The 17,318-nt window shown below is 39.7% G+C and carries 19 protein-coding genes, 1 tRNA gene and 1 pseudogene; 13 read left to right on the top strand and 8 right to left on the bottom strand.

Translation table 11 applies throughout. The features are described 5' to 3' along the window. Window position 1: 1 nt before the first annotated feature. Window positions 2–487 (bottom strand): hypothetical protein, encoded by a 486-nt coding sequence (locus tag SLP02_RS23515; RefSeq protein WP_319423153.1) that lies wholly within the window; start codon window positions 485–487, stop codon window positions 2–4. A 545-nt stretch (window positions 488–1,032) separates the two neighbouring features. Then, a tRNA-Val gene (locus SLP02_RS23520) sits at window positions 1,033–1,106 on the bottom strand. A gap of 272 nt (window positions 1,107–1,378) precedes the next feature. Between SLP02_RS23520 and SLP02_RS23525 the strand changes: the two genes are divergently transcribed. Further along, the gene (locus SLP02_RS23525; protein ID WP_319423154.1) at window positions 1,379–2,245 is read left to right on the top strand and encodes an alpha/beta fold hydrolase; all 867 of its coding nucleotides are present in this window, start codon (window positions 1,379–1,381) and stop codon (window positions 2,243–2,245) included. Window positions 2,246–2,421: 176 nt separating this feature from the next. On the opposite strand, the gene cysE is transcribed toward SLP02_RS23525, so the two are convergent. Together cysE and SLP02_RS23535 are read right to left on the bottom strand one after the other, a co-directional pair. After that, window positions 2,422–3,195, bottom strand: coding sequence for a serine O-acetyltransferase (gene cysE, locus SLP02_RS23530; RefSeq protein WP_319423155.1), 774 nt, complete (start codon window positions 3,193–3,195; stop codon window positions 2,422–2,424). A 145-nt stretch (window positions 3,196–3,340) separates the two neighbouring features. Then, window positions 3,341–5,674, bottom strand: a complete 2,334-nt coding sequence (locus SLP02_RS23535) for an IMS domain-containing protein (protein WP_319423156.1) — start codon at window positions 5,672–5,674, stop codon at window positions 3,341–3,343. 72 nt (window positions 5,675–5,746) lie between these two features. Between SLP02_RS23535 and SLP02_RS23540 the strand changes: the two genes are divergently transcribed. From SLP02_RS23540 to SLP02_RS23580, 8 genes and pseudogenes are all read left to right on the top strand, one after another. After that, the gene (locus SLP02_RS23540) at window positions 5,747–5,872 is read left to right on the top strand and encodes a hypothetical protein (RefSeq protein WP_319423157.1); all 126 of its coding nucleotides are present in this window, start codon (window positions 5,747–5,749) and stop codon (window positions 5,870–5,872) included. Between the two features lie 36 nt (window positions 5,873–5,908). Continuing rightward, a pseudogene (locus SLP02_RS26850) lies at window positions 5,909–7,247 on the top strand (four-carbon acid sugar kinase family protein). A gap of 83 nt (window positions 7,248–7,330) precedes the next feature. Further along, the gene (gene minC / locus SLP02_RS23555; RefSeq protein WP_319423160.1) at window positions 7,331–8,170 is read left to right on the top strand and encodes a septum site-determining protein MinC; all 840 of its coding nucleotides are present in this window, start codon (window positions 7,331–7,333) and stop codon (window positions 8,168–8,170) included. 30 nt (window positions 8,171–8,200) lie between these two features. Continuing rightward, the gene (gene minD / locus SLP02_RS23560) at window positions 8,201–8,998 is read left to right on the top strand and encodes a septum site-determining protein MinD (protein WP_319423161.1); all 798 of its coding nucleotides are present in this window, start codon (window positions 8,201–8,203) and stop codon (window positions 8,996–8,998) included. Between the two features lie 52 nt (window positions 8,999–9,050). Next, window positions 9,051–9,452 (top strand): cell division topological specificity factor MinE, encoded by a 402-nt coding sequence (gene minE / locus SLP02_RS23565; protein ID WP_319423162.1) that lies wholly within the window; start codon window positions 9,051–9,053, stop codon window positions 9,450–9,452. A gap of 312 nt (window positions 9,453–9,764) precedes the next feature. Continuing rightward, window positions 9,765–10,340, top strand: coding sequence for a Uma2 family endonuclease (locus SLP02_RS23570; RefSeq protein ID WP_319423163.1), 576 nt, complete (start codon window positions 9,765–9,767; stop codon window positions 10,338–10,340). Window positions 10,341–10,396: 56 nt separating this feature from the next. After that, the gene (locus SLP02_RS23575; RefSeq protein ID WP_413467282.1) at window positions 10,397–11,005 is read left to right on the top strand and encodes a thylakoid membrane photosystem I accumulation factor; all 609 of its coding nucleotides are present in this window, start codon (window positions 10,397–10,399) and stop codon (window positions 11,003–11,005) included. 169 nt (window positions 11,006–11,174) lie between these two features. Then, window positions 11,175–11,318 (top strand): hypothetical protein, encoded by a 144-nt coding sequence (locus SLP02_RS23580; RefSeq protein ID WP_319423165.1) that lies wholly within the window; start codon window positions 11,175–11,177, stop codon window positions 11,316–11,318. Window positions 11,319–11,487: 169 nt separating this feature from the next. Here SLP02_RS23580 and SLP02_RS23585 read toward each other — a convergent pair whose 3' ends face one another. Next, entirely contained in the window at window positions 11,488–11,841 is a 354-nt protein-coding gene (locus SLP02_RS23585; RefSeq protein WP_319423166.1) for a hypothetical protein, read from the bottom strand. Between the two features lie 255 nt (window positions 11,842–12,096). Here SLP02_RS23585 and SLP02_RS23590 point away from each other — a divergent pair, with 255 nt between their 5' ends. The 3 genes from SLP02_RS23590 to SLP02_RS23600 all read left to right on the top strand — a co-directional run bounded on the left by SLP02_RS23590 (window position 12,097) and on the right by SLP02_RS23600 (window position 13,196). Then, on the top strand, window positions 12,097–12,261 hold the full coding sequence (locus tag SLP02_RS23590; protein ID WP_319423167.1) for a hypothetical protein: 165 nt from the start codon (window positions 12,097–12,099) through the stop codon (window positions 12,259–12,261). Next, window positions 12,252–12,428: a hypothetical protein gene (locus SLP02_RS23595; protein WP_319423168.1), complete on the top strand. Its 177-nt coding sequence runs from the start codon at window positions 12,252–12,254 to the stop codon at window positions 12,426–12,428. Before SLP02_RS23590 ends, SLP02_RS23595 begins: the two co-directional genes overlap by 10 nt. 222 nt (window positions 12,429–12,650) lie before the next feature. Then, entirely contained in the window at window positions 12,651–13,196 is a 546-nt protein-coding gene (locus SLP02_RS23600) for a DUF2231 domain-containing protein (RefSeq protein ID WP_319423169.1), read from the top strand. Between the two features lie 62 nt (window positions 13,197–13,258). On the opposite strand, the gene SLP02_RS23605 is transcribed toward SLP02_RS23600, so the two are convergent. Next, entirely contained in the window at window positions 13,259–14,203 is a 945-nt protein-coding gene (locus SLP02_RS23605; protein ID WP_319423170.1) for an SDR family oxidoreductase, read from the bottom strand. A 276-nt stretch (window positions 14,204–14,479) separates the two neighbouring features. Between SLP02_RS23605 and SLP02_RS23610 the strand changes: the two genes are divergently transcribed. Then, window positions 14,480–14,989: a four helix bundle protein gene (locus SLP02_RS23610; RefSeq protein WP_319423171.1), complete on the top strand. Its 510-nt coding sequence runs from the start codon at window positions 14,480–14,482 to the stop codon at window positions 14,987–14,989. A gap of 76 nt (window positions 14,990–15,065) precedes the next feature. On the opposite strand, the gene SLP02_RS23615 is transcribed toward SLP02_RS23610, so the two are convergent. Together SLP02_RS23615 and SLP02_RS23620 are read right to left on the bottom strand one after the other, a co-directional pair. Continuing rightward, window positions 15,066–15,764: a Crp/Fnr family transcriptional regulator gene (locus SLP02_RS23615; protein WP_319423172.1), complete on the bottom strand. Its 699-nt coding sequence runs from the start codon at window positions 15,762–15,764 to the stop codon at window positions 15,066–15,068. Between the two features lie 275 nt (window positions 15,765–16,039). After that, complete coding sequence (locus tag SLP02_RS23620) at window positions 16,040–17,017, bottom strand: endonuclease/exonuclease/phosphatase family protein (protein WP_319423173.1); 978 nt, start codon at window positions 17,015–17,017, stop codon at window positions 16,040–16,042. Window positions 17,018–17,318 lie beyond the last annotated feature (301 nt).

Consider the following 17,318-nt stretch of genomic DNA (forward strand, 5'->3'; position numbering starts at 1 on the left):
CTTAATGAATGAATGAATGATAGACTTGAAATTCACCTCCAAAATATAATACCTTGATATCTATACTACTAATATCTTTACTAATATTGTTTAGTTCACAAATAGGGTAATTGTTTTTGCCTTTTTTTAAAGAAAATTCACGTGCTAATATCTCTTTTTTATCTAAATCTTCAAAAATCATTTTTGCTCTTACGCTAGATACTTTAATATAACTAGCAACCGATGAATATTTTTCATGAAGATAGTGTTTGATAATTGGAATCTCTTCAAAATTTTCATTTAATGTAAAATCTATAATGGCATATCCAGTAGCTCCTTTTAAACTAGATAAATCCATTTTATTTCCAGTTTCTACAGTAGCTCCAGACTTCTTTTCATAGGATATAATCATGTTTTTAAAAGATGCGGTATCGGCAATATCTAAAGATTTAACTGGAACAGGAATTTCGTTAACTAATATTTTTTTTAAGCTATCATTTAATTCCATATATTTTCCCCGATTACTAGTACATGAAGCAGCAATTGCATTGTTGCTTATGCTTAAAATTAGAACTATAGAAACACAAATTGTTTTGATTGTTTTTATTATCATTTTCGTTAAGCAATTCTCTTTTTATTCAATTGTTGCTTATTAAAAGATGAATGTAACGAGTAATATCACTGATAAAAAAACAGGTTATGTGTTCAAATAGTAATTTAAATTATTTTGATAACGCAGCTTGTAAAGTATTTTTAAAGGAATAAAAAAGACAAATAAGTAAAACCACCTTTACTTATTAACAAAACTGGTATAACTTAGTTCATTGATTTTGTTCCACTCAGAAACTCCCTGACGGAATTGATTCCACTGGTCATGTACCTTCTTAAAGCCAGGGCTTTTAGCAGATTGTGATTCATATAATATACAAAGGCTGCTTTTTGTGCAGCTTGCAATATTTATGCGGGATATGGAGTAAGTTTGGTGCCACCGTCTACCAGAGTTTTTAAAGCTTCTTGATTTGACGAACAACTAATACATTTGCTAACGAGGAGTTGGGCTAGGCGGACTCGAACCGCCGACTTCCACAATGTCAATGTGACACTCTAACCAACTGAGTTATAGCCCATTGTTAAATCTTGATTGATTGTATCAAAATAATCTCAAAAAAGCTAGATTTGCCCTCAAAGCGAGAGTTAAGGATTGAAGTACGGCTAATTCCCCCTCTTCTGTCAATTTGCGATCGCGATCTCCTAATTTCTTTGCTGATGAACCTGTTAATAAGTATTATCCTGTTAATAAACTCACGTAATTTCTTGTCGCAGTATTTACTATTTAAAGCTATCAAACCTTTCGAGTTCACATCAAACATCAAATAAATAGCAAGCAATTAGTTAAACCATGTCTATTACAAACTACGGGGAACATCGTTTCATCAAAACTAACGGCATTCAATTACACTATGTCAGTAAAGGAGAAGGAAAGCTGATGCTGATGCTTCATGGATTTCCTGAATTCTGGTATTCGTGGCGACATCAAATTACAGAATTTGCCCAGGAATATCATACCGTTGCTGTTGACTTGCGGGGTTATAACGATAGCGACAAACCAGAGAAATTAGAGGCATATAAAATGTCTGAGTTGATAGAAGACGTTAAAGGCATTATCAGCGGTTTGGGCTATGAAGATTGTATCTTAGTTGCCCATGATTGGGGTGGCGCGATCGCCTGGAATTTTGCCTACGCTTATCCTGAGATGATAGAAAAGCTAATTGTGCTTAATATTCCTCACCCAGCTAAATTCGCCGCTGGCTTGCAAACTCCTCAACAGCTACTTAAAAGCTGGTATATTTTTGGGTTTCAAATACCTTGGCTGCCAGAATTTATTCTACAGTTAAATGACTATCAGGCGATCGCTGATGCCTTTAGTGAGATGGCGATCGATAAAACAGCCTTTAGTCCAGCAGATCTTCAGGCGTATAAAGACGCTGCTGCTAAACCTGGCGCACTCACTGCCATGATCAACTATTATCGCTGTATTTTCCAATCTTTGTTTAAAAGCGATCGCCCTCAATGGCGAGTTTTAGATGTTCCTACTTTAACTATTTGGGGCGAAAATGATACTGCATTAGGGAAAGAATTAACCTATGGCACAGAAGCTTATGTCAGAGATTGGCAGATTAAATATATTCCTAACTGTAGTCATTGGGTGCAACAAGAACAACCAGTGTTAGTTAATAGATATATGCGCGAATTTTTAAATAGTTGAAATAAAGCTTGTCTGGAGCAAATAATTGTGTCTAAATATACTTAAATTAACCGCGAGAGAGGCTTTCGGTCAGAAAGCATCTCTAATCGCGGTGTTGACCAAACAAAGCCCCTAGTCCCCTAGTCCCCTAGTCCCCCAGTCAGCCTTTACCATCTCATCATGATGCAACGCCTACATTAGTTATCAAAGCTACTTTCCCCTAAAAATTCTCTAATTTCTTTATCTCGCAATAAACAACTATTATTGACTTTAGAACAGTTTTCCAGTTCGTTAGATTCAGACAATACTGCTGCAACCAAAGATTTACTCTCAGATTCAGACTTTCTTAGCTGCTTTACCTGTTGTTCTAAAGATTCAATGCGATCGACTAAAGTGCGTATAACTGCTGCTTCAGAATCGGGTAAATTTCCATGCTCTAAGGGATCTACTTTAACTCCAGAGCGATAGACTATTCGTCCTGGAATACCAACTACGGTGCAGTTAGAGGGAACGTCTTTTAGGACTACCGAACCCGCGCCGATACGGACGTTATTGCCAACTTGAATGTTACCTAATACTTTTGCGCCACCACCAACTACGACATTTTCTCCCAAAGTGGGGTGACGTTTGCCTAATTCTTTACCTGTTCCTCCTAAAGTGACCCCTTGATAAATCAAAGAGTAATCACCAACAATCGCTGTTTCCCCAATTACAACTCCCATGCCGTGGTCAATAAAAACTCCTTTACCGATTTGCGCTCCTGGGTGAATTTCTATCCCCGTTAAAAAACGAGCAAGATGAGAAATAAACCGAGGCAAGAAAGGAATACCAATTTTACACAACCAATGAGCAAAGCGATGAAAAAAAAGAGCTTGTAAACCTGGATAACATACTAAAACCTCAAACCAATTGCGGGCTGCGGGGTCGCGTTCAAATATGATGCGAAAGTCAGCAACTAGTGAGGAAAGCATCAGGTATTGTCCTTTATTGACTAAGTGTTTGCTAGTAACGAAACTATTTTATCGTTTTCGAGTTAATTCTGAACTCTATAATTTGGAGTAATCTTACGCCGATATATCACTAATCTAAAGTATTTCGATCATCCTTATCCCTTTATTAGAGGGTTTTCAACACTTCCGTATTTTGGATTAGCCAGTTTTCTCCTTGAAATATTAGCTGATAACGCACCAGCAAATTATCGTCATAGGATTGAGCGTTATCTAATTTTCCAGCTTGATAATGTTTAGCAATCTCTTTAACCTCTGCATCTACCGTTGCTTTCTGGGGATTGTTGGGATCTATTTTTGCCGAGCGCACGGTAATATTATGTTCATATTCTCGATAGGAATTGCTCTTTTGGTAATAGAGGGCGCGCTTTCGCCAGGTAGCTAGTAAAGGCTCTGCCAAAATATTATTTAGCTGGTCAATTTTATGCTCTTTACCAAAGGCTGCTGACTTACTAGTTAGCCAGGTTTGAATCACCTGCTGGGATTGCTCGGTAAAGCTTACCAGAGGTTTGACCGCAACTTTAGGCTTAACGTCAGGTAACTCAACCATAGGCTGAGAAATTGCGGTCGCCAAAGATGCCTGATTGGCATTCTTAGCAGGATTCAAGAACAGCTTCATAGCCACAAATGCTAATGTTCCCGTTCCCAAAATAAGACCCAAGATAAATAACCGGCCCTTCCTAACGGTAGCTGAACTTAACTTTTTCTTACGAGCAATTCGCTTTTGCCTGGCTTTGCCCTGAGCTTTTTGGATTACCTCTGGGGGAACTGCCCTTTGTTGATGCTGTAGAGGTAAAGAGGGTGATTTTGCTGTTGCTGGGGGAGAATAATTAACCTGAGTAGAATTTTGGGGAACTGTTTGACGAAACCTTGGTTTACTATTAGTCTTAGAAGCAGCATGATTGTTTTGCGGGGCTGAAGTAGTTGAAGTACCTACTGTTACGGTAATTAACTCTCTTTCAGGCTGAGAAACCTTGTTAGATGCTGTGGTTGATGTCTTTTCAAACGCCAATAGATTACGCCAGCGAGAGAAAAAACCTACATTATTGACCGACTTATTCTTTTGATTATTAGCGGTATCTTGTTGATGAGAATTAAAAGAAGCATTGGGCATCTTCGATAACAATGCCGGGGGAGCAAGCTCTTCGAGATATGCCTGAACTTCTTGATCGGCAAAATATTCTCTGATGGTTAAGCTTATGTTCGCTAAATCAGAAAACTGGGCTATTACATCTTCTTGTAACCACTGTTCGCTATAAAAACAGATTCCAGGCAATAGATCTGTAGTGTCTAAAGAGTGTCTCTGAACTTGTTCTAGCTTTGTTTTGTCTGGACTGTTTTGGAGCTTATAAATCGCTTTTTCCGTATGTCCCAGAAGCAAAGCAGATACCGTTTGCTCCCAAGCAACATCTTGCTTTTCGCTGAGATAATCGAGCTTTCTTTGGGCGCGTAAGACTAATTCGGGCTGCTTGAAGCAAAATCCTCTGGCTAAAAGAGCATAAACGGCTAAATAACTGGCGATCGCCGAATCATTTTGAGCCTCGCGATCGAATAGCTGCTGTTGTTCAGTGGAAGTTAAGTAGGTTCTTAGCTGCTGTATAAAGCACAAAAACTGATCGAAGTTCAAGCCAGAACGATCTTGTCCTTTGCCCTCTATTCCCTGACGTTGCAGCAGCATTTCTCTGAGCAATTCAAATCCTTTTGCTCTTTCGGGTGAATTTGCTTGATTTTGCGAAATTAATTCGAGAACCCGATAAGGACGAAGCTTATATAAATCTAGCTCTAATTCTGCTTTAATCTGAGGAAATAAGTTTTCGCGATTAAGTAAATCGACTCCCATTTGACCAGAAACGGCAGCATTTTCATATTCTCGCCGATGCCACTGTTCTCGCCCCAGCTCTAAGTAAGCTAGAGTCAAGGAAAGAATAATGTTTTCTTGAGCATCGGTTCTTACTTTTACTTCTTGCTCAGATGATAGTTTGTCAAAATCTTGACTGTTGAAATAATCTACACCTAGTCGTAGAGCTAATTCATATTCCCCTAATTCGTGCAAAATTAGCAGTGCGCCAATCAGTTGTGAAGGAGCAACTTCTATGGTGGGATTTATCACACGAACATCTAGCGGAAGATCTTCTTGAATCAAAGATTCTGTAGCTGATTCTCTTGACTCCTCGTTTTCTTCTGATACTATTGCCTCAGGAATGGAAAACTCAACTGGCTGCATATTGACCAAGAATTGAGCATCATAATTAGCCCTTTGCTTAGGATCGGCTAAAACTTGATAGGCGTGCTTGATCAATTCTTGACGAGACTGAATTGCCTGATCGTTATATTCTCGGCGGGGCTGCTGCCTTATGCGATCGCTATATGCTTGCTCAAGCTGGCTTGAGGTAGCTTTAACAGGAACGCTTAAGATTTGATAATAGTCTAAAGGTATACGCACGATAATAATTTCCTCTGAACGGCTTTAACGTCCTGGTAAGTGACTTGATAAGTGAAAAAATATAGATGAACTATGGCTAAGATCAATACCTTGAGTAGTGGCAACGGTCTAACTAACCTCAAGACTGATACTTCACTTTTTGCCATGAATTCTAACGTAGTTTTGATAAACTGCATAAGAAATTTAGAATTTAGTTAAAGAAAATATAAACAACTGCAAATTTTATTAGCAACTATGAATCCAGCACAGCCGAAGATTATTGTTCTCGATGACGATCCTACTGGTTCACAGACAGTACATAGCTGTTTGTTACTCATGGATTGGGATGTAGCTACCCTAAAACTTGGTTTGCACGATGATGTACCAATTGTATTTATTTTAAGCAATACTAGGGCGATGAGTCCTGAACAGGCAGCAGCAACCACGCAACAAATTTGTCGAAATCTTAAAATTGCGATCGCTCAAGCAGAAATTAAAGACTTTTTAGTAGTCAGCCGTAGTGATTCCACTCTTCGAGGACATTACCCCGTAGAAACTGACATTATTGCTCAAGAATTAGGGGGGTTTGATGCTCATTTTCTGACTCCTGCTTTTTTTGAAGGAGGCAGAATCACCACAGATAGCACTCACTATCTTTTAATCGATGGGGTAAAAACTCCTGTAGCGGAGACAGAATTTGCTCGTGACTCTGTGTTTGGCTATAGTCATAGCTATTTACCCGACTATGTTGCCCAAAAAACTGCGGGCAAAATTCCTGCTACAGAAGTAGTTAATTTTTCTTTAGAAGATATTCGCAAGGATCAAATTGAGCGACGCTTATTAGAACTTAATAATAATCAATGTGTTGTTGTTGATGGCGAAACTCAAGCAGATTTTGATCTATTTGCCAAAGCAATTTTAAAAGCCACTGCTAAGAGGAAAACGCTTTCTGTTTCGCTCTGCTGCCAGCTTGTTGACCTCTCTAGCTCAGTTAGGAGAACAGCCAACCGCTGCTGAAAACATGGGTGATTATAAGCCTACAGATAAACCTGGGGTAGTTTTGGTTGGCTCTCATGTGCAGAAAACCACTCAACAGCTACATCGGCTACTGAAAGAAGATGGTGTAGTCGGCATTGAAGTTGATGTAGTGCGTTTGCGCGATCGCCCCCAAGAAAAAAACATCATTTTGCAACAGACTTTAGATGAAGTTAAACAAGCATTTACTCAGGGTAAAACCCCCGTAGTTTATACCAGCCGACAAGAGTTAAGTTTTGCAAATACTCAACAGCGACTTCGCTTTGGTACCGAAGTTTCGGCACTGCTAATGGAGATCGTCCAGGGTTTGCCCCAGGAAATTAGTTTTTTGATTAGTAAAGGCGGAATTACCTCTAACGATGTTCTTAGTGTCGGTCTAAATTTAACCGCTGCCAGACTTTTAGGACAAATTTTACCAGGATGTTCCGTAATTAGGACTGAGGCAGATCATCCCCAGTTTCCTAATTTACCAGTAGTTTTATTCCCTGGAAACGTTGGCAATCAAGATAGTTTGGCTGCTGCGGTGGCATCGCTTAAGAATTTTCTAATTTTCTCTTAAGAGCAACTTACGTTAGTATGTGAAGCGTGAAAACTACCTAAAAAGTAGATATACGTAGATATACGGATGATCAGGATGGTTGCATGACTGTTGAGCGTACTATCTCCCTAGACAAAGTTGACGATCAGCTTGATTCGTCTCCCTTAGTTAATCGCTATTCCCAGATCTGCCTGAAAAATGATGGCGAGCGACTTTCGCTAGTATTACCGACTCAGGCAGAGATTAATTCTGATTTACCTTGGTCAGAAACTTGGCAAGAATTGAAACATCTGTTACAAACCAAAGAGCAGTCTTGGCAAGTAGGAACAAAAGTATGTTTGGTTGCCAAAGATCGCTTACTCGATTCTCGGCAACTGCAAACTATTGCCGAAACTCTAGATGAGGTTCAGCTATCTCTGACAACCATTAGCACTAATCGTCGGCAAACGGCGGTAGCAGCAGCTACTAGTGGCTATTCTGTTGAGCAGAAAACTATTGCTGAATCTTTAGCAGATAATCTGACTAACCCGACTCAGGAATCTTCTCTTCCTTTGGCAGAGCCATTATACTTACAAAATACGGTACGCTCTGGGGTGGAAATACGCCACCCAGGAACAATCGTGATTTGTGGAGATTTAAACCCAGGCGGAAAAGCGATCGCCGCTGGGGATATTTTAGTCTGGGGACGTTTAAAGGGTATTGCCCATGCGGGAGCGCAGGGAAACCATCAGTGTCGCATTGCTGCACTACAGATGGAATTTACGCAACTGCGTATTGCCAATGCCGTGGCAAGAGCGCCCAAGATAAGACCAAGAAGTTTATCGCCAGAGTTGGCTTTTATGACTACAGAGGGAATTCGTTTGGCTCAAAACTCAGAGTTTGCCAAAAACTATGTTTTCTCCCCGTCAAAAAAGGCATGGGTTGATAAGCATCAAGCAAAATAATTACAGCTACATAAATCGTAAGTAAACAATATGAGTCGAATAATTGTTGTTACTTCTGGCAAAGGAGGAGTGGGTAAAACCACTACCACATCAAATTTGGGAGCCGCAATAGCCAAACAAAATCGTTCTGTAGCTCTCATTGATGCTGACTTTGGATTGAGAAACTTAGACCTACTATTAGGATTAGAAGAACGAGTAGTTTACACGGCGATCGATGTGCTGGCTGGCGAATGTCGTCTGGCACAGGCATTAGTCAAAGATAAACGTCTCAAAGGTTTAGTGCTGCTTCCTGCTGCGCAAAATCGCAATAAGGAATCGGTAAAACCAGAACAGATGCAAAAAATAGCTACCGCCTTAGCCAAAGGCTATGATTATATCTTGATTGATTGCCCTGCGGGTATTGAATTAGGTTTTAGGAATGCTATTGCCGCAGCCCAAGAAGCTTTAATTGTCACAACTCCCGAAGTTGCTGCGGTACGAGATGCCGATCGCGTGATTGGACTCTTAGAAGCAGAAGGAGTAAATAAAATTAACCTAATCGTCAATCGAGTTAAGCCTCGTATGGTTGAGGAAAACAAAATGATGAGCGTTGAAGACGTTTTGGAATTGTTAGGAGTACCATTGATTGGTGTTGTTCCTGATGATGAAAAAGTGATTGAAGCTACCAACCGAGGGGAACCTCTCGTATTAGCAGACTATGAATCTGTCCCAGGGACAGCATATACTAATATTGCTCGACGTTTAGAAGGAGAAGAAGTACCATTCCTTGATTTAATGGCAAATCAAGGCAATCTCTTGTCTCGTCTACGCCGAATGTTTGGTGGCTAATCAGCACAATAAAGTTTACGGACAACACCATTAATTGTGTTCGTTTTTGACCATGCAAACAATCTTAAACATGATTCACGGATTTGTGGAAATGCTTTTTCCCTGGAATAAGAACGCTAATAGTCGATCTCACGCTAAGAGCCGTTTAAAGCTAATTATTGCCCATGACCGCGCTAGTATCAATCCAGAGATGCTGACGGCAATGCGGGAAGAAATTTTAGACGTAGTTGCTCGCTATGTTGAAGTCGATCGTGAGGAAATGGAATTTTCTCTTTCTAACGATCAACGAATGACTTCTTTGACCGCTAATTTACCTATTCGCCAAGTTAAAAGAATGGGTGAATTGCGAGAACAAATAAACAAGATAAACAAAAATAGTTCCCTTGATGTTCAAACCCTAGAAGTAGTGGAAGTCAACCAAGGAAATGAAAACACTGATGCTAAACCACAGTGAAATAAATTCGGGTTGACCACAAGCAACTAAGATACGTTCAATGTTAATTGATAAGTACTTAGAACCATAGCTAGTGGTCAATTTGAAGAACGATCGTGAACAACAAAGTTATCAAGTAAGCGATGGCAATTCGGCTCGATACTATAAATCGTATCCGATCTGCTTAAAGTAGCATTTTTTACCATTGCTCCTTGTCATAGCCGCTGTTTTCTAGCTGTCTATGTAGGTTTGTTGTTCATATTTTTTTGGCTGCTAATTATAATATTTGAATAATACTTTCGATTAAAATCCTCTGATTTTAAGGTTAGAAAAATGACTCACACCATTAATATTAAAGCCTTTACTGATTCGATTAGCGATCGCGCCTTAGAGCAGTTATGTCGAGAAAATCCCGATCTTAGATTTGAAACCGATGCCAATGGAAAACTAATTATTATGTCTCCTACAGGAAGCGAAAGCGGTAAGAAAAATTCTGATTTACTGGCTCAAGTTTGGTACTGGAATAATCGCCATAAATTAGGAGTAGTGTTTGATTCTTCCACAGGGTTTAAGTTATCAAATGGTGCTACTCGATCGCCTGATGTTAGTTGGATTGCCATTGAACGCTGGAATAGTTTAAATGACAAGCAAAAAAGAGGCTTTGCACCCATCGATCCTGATTTTGTGATCGAATTGATGTCTCCTACTGACAACCTGTTAGAAACTCATCAGAAGATGATGGAATATATTGGTTGTGGTGTCAAGCTAGGTTGGTTAATTAATCCCGATCAAAAAGAAGTAGAAATTTATCGTTTTGGTAGAGATAAAGAGATACTCAGCAATCCTCATAGTTTATCTGGTGAAGATATGTTGTCAGGATTAAATGTAGATTTGTCCGCTATTTTTTAGACAAGTACACTTTCAATGTTTAATGATAAATGATAAATGTTAAATGATAAAAACGAATGATATTGCTGCGATTATTAAAATCCCTACTTTCTAAGCATAAAAATCAGTTTCAATTGAGGCAGTTTGTTACGAGAATTGCAACTGTGTGCCTATTAATAACTATTTTTTCTTTTTCTTGGATATCTCCCGCTCTAGCCACCATAGATGACGATCGCTATGAAGGCAATATTTTTCTTCTGTTTGGTGGCAATGGTTCTTTAGTTCCGCCTCGTATGAATTTACCAACCTCTTTAAAACGGGAAAAACCAGCTATTTTAGTATTCTATGTCGATGATAGTAGTGACTGTAAACAGTTTTCTATTTTGGTAACTCGCCTCCAAGCGTTTTATGGACAAGCAGCAAGTGTTATTCCTGTGACAGTTGATTCTTTTATCGATCGGCAGCAATATTCCCCTAAAGATCCAGCTTATTATTACAGTGGCGTAGTGCCTGAAACGGTTATCTTGAATCAGCAGGGTAAGGTGGTTTATGACGGTAAAGGACAAGTTCCCTATGAAGAAATGGACGATGCTTTAAGAGAGGTTTTTAATTTATTACCCCGCTCAAAATCTGAAGTTCTAAAACGCCGTTCCTTTAATGAATTTAATTCAGGGATGACTCGCTGATTACTGATTAACACTAGTTTAGGTTAAGAAAATTAAACGGTTAGGAAAGTATAAAGATGAAAAAAATTTTATCTCAAATCACAAATCTTAATAACTAGAGCGCGTCATCAATTAGAAAATACAGTTTTCGCGCTGCTCTGAGCGTTGGTCAAATTGAGCAGATTGAGAGATGGTGCGATCGCCTGATGCCAGGAGAAATCTGGCAACAAACTCAACTCGTTCTGCTTTTACTGGCTTAATTCATAATCGCGGCTTTATAGCGATCGCAACTATGATTCTGGTCAGACAAATTCTCATCCCAGTTTTGCGGTAGCGCCTTCGGTACTATCTCTTTATCTCTAACTGATTAGATAGCCATTACCGTACTTACTTCCGTCGTGCTTTGGGTCGGAGAGTTAGGGCGTTTCTTCAAGCGCAATCAAAAATATTCGATAGTAAATCTAAGTTTAATTAGATTTACTATCTGAATAAGCAAATATTGATTATTTTATCTCGTCAGGAAAAGTACTTTCAGCCACATCTGGATAAAGTTTGCCCAAATCTTTTAATGCTTCTCCTGTTTCCTTTCCAATCTCTTTGACTTTTTCCAAGGGAGCATCTTCGGTTCGGCGAGCTTGTTGTCTCCACTCGCGAGTTGTTGTCGGTCTTTCGGGATTATTTCCTACGACATCGCCACCAACAACATCAGCGGCAGTCTTGCTATTTATGGCAGAACTGCTAACACCATTGGTTAATAAAACCGCTCCTAATAAAACAGCAGTCAGAAAACTTTTGACTTGGATTTTTTTTAGAAGAGAACTGATGCGATTTATGGCTAAAGAAATTAAATGTATCATAGTTAGTTTTGTTGATAAATGTGTTTTTTTTGGTGTCAATAGCTTAAAATCAAAGTAAATTTATTTGTAATTTACTCAATTGTGGTCAAATAAACTAAACAACAAATTTATTTGGCTATTATACACACATTTAGGTTAACTAACTTCTAAACATTAATTCCTCCAACTAAAGTTATAATTTGTTGTGAATATGCTATTAAGCTATTAATGATTAAATACTTCTAATATCCGCCAGAATTTTTGGATTATGCGGGAGTGGAATTAATTTTGATCGGTGCATCGGCTAATATTGAACAAGAATTGGGAATCGAACTTCATCCAGTCAACGAGATAAAAGACACCGCAGAAATACTCAATGACTTACGGATGAGGAAAAGCAGACATCCAATTGAACCTCTTTTTACTGGAGAATGGCGTTAAGAGTAATTATAAAGTGCAGTTATAGTTTTCTTAACAATGAAAATAGATTAAAGGCGATCGCATTAGCTAGGCGATCGCCTGAAACACAGTATTCTAAAAACATCGGCAGTTTATCGCCCGAACAATTTTTTAGCCAACCTTTTATAAAAAAGCGATCGCACCTATAAATAACTTTGCAATTTATCTCGATCTATCAATAGAAATACTAATTTGATTTTCATTAATTAGATTCTCTATTTCTTTGGTGAGATGTTGGTATGAAGCGATCGGTTTATTAATTAAAGTATCAGCTAACCCAACTAGACACTGATTGCAGCGCAAATATTTAATTAATAACCCAATTAATCACAAAGTGACCTTTTTTAGCTGTCGCTTTGAGGAGAAATCTTATGACCAACACAGAATTTGATTCAGAACAATACGCACAAAATCCTTATCCCAATATTCCGCCGATTATTGAAAGCTTAGAGAGCGAGTATTTAGGCAATGGTGTTACTAGCTCTGTAGCAATTGCTGGACATCCTATCCATCCGATTATCGTTGTTTTTCCCGTGGCTTTTTTAACTGCTGCTGCTGGTACCGATCTTGGCTATTGGCTGACAAAAGACTTTTTTTGGGCGCGTGCTTCAAGCTGGTTAATCGGACTGGGTTTAGTAGCGGGTGTCTTGGCAGCTTTGATAGGAATGTCGGACTTTTTAAAAGTTCCTAGAGTTCGTAAGCGTACTGCTGGTTGGGCGCACATGGCACTAAACGTTACTGCTTTAATCCTAACCGCAATTAATTTTGGGTTAAGACTAGTTGGCACAGATTTTATCGTTCCTGTTGGTTTAATTGTCTCGTTGTTAGTAGCCACACTCCTCGGAGTTGGTGGTTGGTATGGTGGAGAACTTTCTTTTCGGCACAAAATTGGGGTTATTGGCCCCAATGAGATTTAAACTTTAACAGGTAGCTTTTCGCTTAGAGAGCGAGTATTAATATTTAATACAACAAAGTTACCTTACTTGAACCTGAATTTTTTGACCAGCCAGTCCGAAATACTAGGAATAGTTAAGTCATTAAAATCGCCTTCAACTTGGGTATAGCCATCCATGGGCGCAAACAAATTGTTAGCACCATCGGCAGATTTTGGTTCTGAAGTACGCTGTCCTTTAAAACCAATAGCTAATAATATAGCATCCATCAGTTCTGGCGAAAGTCGTTGACCTAGATCTAATATCCTACCCACATCACCGACAATAAAGTCGCGGGTAGGATGTTCGGCTGTATGAAGAATAGCTTCAGCTACCAGCTTAGGCGAATAGTAAGGTGGTAAACCTGTGGGTTTGACTCCTATCTTGGTAAGTACATGATTGTAAAAGGGCGTATTAATTACTGCTGGCTTGATGCTAGTAACGCTAACGGGTATTTTTTCATGTTGCAGTTCTACTCGCAGAGATTCGAGAAAGCCTTCAAGACCATGTTTGGCAGTCGAATAAGGGCTTTGCAGAGGTAAGGCTCGCCTTCCTTCCATGGAAGAAATATGAATCATTGCTCCTCTTCCTTCTCGTTTGAGATAGGGTAGTGCTGCCATTGCTCCATATACTTGTCCCATTAAAGTAACATCAATCACTCGCTTAAATTCTTCTGGCGTAATTTGCTCAAAGGGAGCAAGAATACCAGTAGCAGCGCAATGCACCCATGTATCCAATCTGCCATACTGCTCGACAGTATAATCGGCGATCGCCTTAACGCCTGCAAAGTCTGCTACATCACAAGTAATTGCCTTAGCATCGCCTCCAGAAGCCTGAATTTCTGCCACTAGAGAATTTAGTCCCAGTTCATTTCGGGCTGCGACGACTACTTTTGCTCCCTTGAGGGCAAACTGTAATGCTGTTTCGCGTCCAATACCACTAGAAGCACCAATAATAGCGACTACTTGTTGGGAAATTAATTTTAGCTGCATGAGGATCTTTCCTAAAAGTGTGGATAAAACTATATAAGATTAGTGTTTACAATCTATTCTTTGTTTACCGCTTAAATCCTCTGTCAAAAGAAGTGGAAGGAATAATGATCGAGAGCGAAAGAGCGATCGCTCTAACCAGCAACGCCGTAATTGTAAAGTGCAGTTATTGAAGTTTGAAGTATTACTTCTTACTCCCTACGGTAGGGCTGTTTCATTCCCAGGAAAATCTTAGAATAGTAGGGAATTTAGGGAGATAGGGAATTAGGGAAAGCTAAAATGCAGCAAAATAAACCAAAATTTATTAGCAACCACGAAGATTTAGAAGTCTACAAAATTGCCTTCGATGCTGCTATGGAAATATTTAAGCTTTCTAAAAATTTCCCCAAAGAAGAGAAATATTCTTTAATCGATCAAATTCGACGTTCTTCTCGTTCAGTATGTGCCAATCTAGCCGAAGCATGGCGAAGCGGTGGAAGCCCGCGTCGGCGTAAGACGCAAGGGAACGTCCACCAAGACAGAAGACGCTACAAGGGTTCTTTTTTACTAAGGTTGAATGATGCGGAGGCTGAGGCAGCAGAGACTCAGGTTTGGCTAAAGTTTGCGGTAAAATGTCACTATTTAGCTGTAAATTCGGGAAGAAAGCTTTATAGCCAAGCAGCCCCAAGGGGGCAGATTCTCGCAAAGCGAGAACTGGACGCTTTGCGTCCGCATCAGATTTTGGGATTAATTGTCATCATGACTAATAGTGCTGATAAATGGTTGTTAAAAAGCAAGGAAAATAAGTGAATATTTCCTCAATTCCCGAATTCCCCAAGTCCCTAACTCCCTGCGGGGGGTACCCCTTGGCTACTTCTGCCTTCATTCAATGGCGATAAAAATTATCATGGAAAAGTTCATAGCATTCACAGGCAGCGTTTTCTAGACCTGAGCGAGTTAAAACAGTGATTTTGCCACGGGAATAACTTATTAACCCTGCTCTTTGAAGAACCCCTGCTGCTATGGTTACCCCCGAACGACGAACCCCTAGCATCTGACCAATAAATTCCTGAGTCAGAGGCAACTCGTTGGATTGAGTTAAGTCTTGAGCCGTCAGCAGCCAACGAGCCAAACGTTCTTCAATTGTGTGATGTCCATTGCAAACTGATAGTTGGGCAGTTTCATTTAGTCTGGTTTGAGCGTAGTTTAACAATATTCTTTGTAACTTTCCTCCTCGGTTGAACTCCCGTTTTAAAACTAGAGCAGAAATCTTTAGAGCATGATCTGGCACTTGAACAATGGCGCGCTGACTACTATAACCATTGCTGAGGACAACTGGAAGACCGACCATTCCCGTACCGCCAACTAGAGCAATTTCAGTGCTAGTGCCGTTACTCAGTATAGAAACCAAAGAAATCAGCGCAGTATTGGGAAAATAGACGGTTTCGATCTTTTCTGAACCTTCGTGCAAAACAGTTCCCACTGGAAGAGAGACAGGCGTTAAGTAAGGTTCTAAACGCTGGTATTCAATTTCTGGCAAAGCTGCCAAAAGACGATTAGCTGAATGTGTATGGTCTTGAGACACAGGAAAACACCTTTTATATTGTGCTGCTGCTAAAAAAAGCTAACGGCACAAAAAGGAAACCCATGTTTAAATTCTTATGTCGCCAAATTTTACAGGCATAATGATCGTAACTCGATTCCGTTGAGTTATATCAGTTTTAGAGATAAGAAAATATAGTACGTCTGGTGTAAATTAAAAATCAGGGTGATTTGTTTGAAGCTACAAGCTATAAGCCTTAAGAGAAGGTTTGAATAAGTAATATTGGCGATCGCCAGTAATGATCGAAACAATTATCATCATGGCGAATCTGGTAATTGAGGAATTAAGAGTTCAGCTATAATTGGCAGATGATCTGAACCAATAGCCCGACCTAATTTAAAGTTTTTAACCTGAATATCGGCACTTACTAAGCAATGGTCTATGGGTGCAGATAGAGCAGCAACTTGAGGAGCAACTATCGAATGAGTGGGTAAGATTCCAAATCCTTGACGGGCATTGTGTAAACCAGAAAGCTTAATCATAGAGTAATAAAAAGGTGACCACATCGAAACATTTAGATCGCCAATTACGATAACTGGCTGGGTTAGGGTTTTTACATATTCGCCAATACCAATTTCCAAATGCTGATTCCGAATCTCCCATCCTGGACGACCATAATATAGCTGGGGGTAGGCATGAGTGGCAACAAACCTCACCAAGCGATCGCCCACTTTAATATCGGCAATAATTAAGCCACGATAAGTACCATAAAGCTTTAGTTGAGGATTAGCCAGTGGCAGTTTACTGTAAACCTCCATTTCCATCTTTTCTGAGCGAACATGGTAAGGATAACTTGAGCTTAATGCTGCCAGATGAGGATGCCAGTGGGGGATGGCTTCTAGAAAAACCGCTATATCTGGCTGTTCTTGATTAACTAAAGCGATCGCCTTATCGTAGTTTTTATTTGACCACAAAACATTATAAGAAAATACCTTTAGTGCTTGGTATTGCTCAGGGTTGGTAATCTTTGGTTGATTAAAATACCAGGGTAAGATTTCCGCTAAATTGAGCAAGACGCAAAACAAACTAGCAGCAATCCAAAGTTTTTCGTGGGTTAGCAAGAAATAAACCAAGCTACATAAAGCCATGAGCAAAAATTGCAGCTTATAGCCTGAAGCAAACTCAAAATAAAGATTGAACCTGCCTAAGTATCCTGCCAAAGATAAAGCGATCGCGCTTATGCTCAAGCAAGCAAATAAATAGTAGTTAACATTGATACACTTCTTGTTAAACACCGATTAGGATTAGGCAATTATCATGTTAGAGGCTATAGCCTAACAGATACATAGTCTACTGACTATCTTTTCATCTCATTCAAAACTGTGCTAGGTAACGTGAATTTAGAATAAGCCAGAAAACTCGGCGTTGCTGATTTAGCGGACGAGCGCGGTCTTTGCTGCACGGAAATGCCCTGAGTTAAAGGGCTGTCAGGCGCGAGCATTCCCTTGCGCCTGACGGCGACGCGGGGTCTCACCGCTATTCCACTCTCGCGGTGTTGGTTTCGGTCATGCGGCTTTTGAGACAGAGTATTCTTTC

Source organism: Pleurocapsa sp. FMAR1 (genome assembly GCF_963665995.1).
GTDB lineage: Bacteria > Cyanobacteriota > Cyanobacteriia > Cyanobacteriales > Xenococcaceae > Waterburya.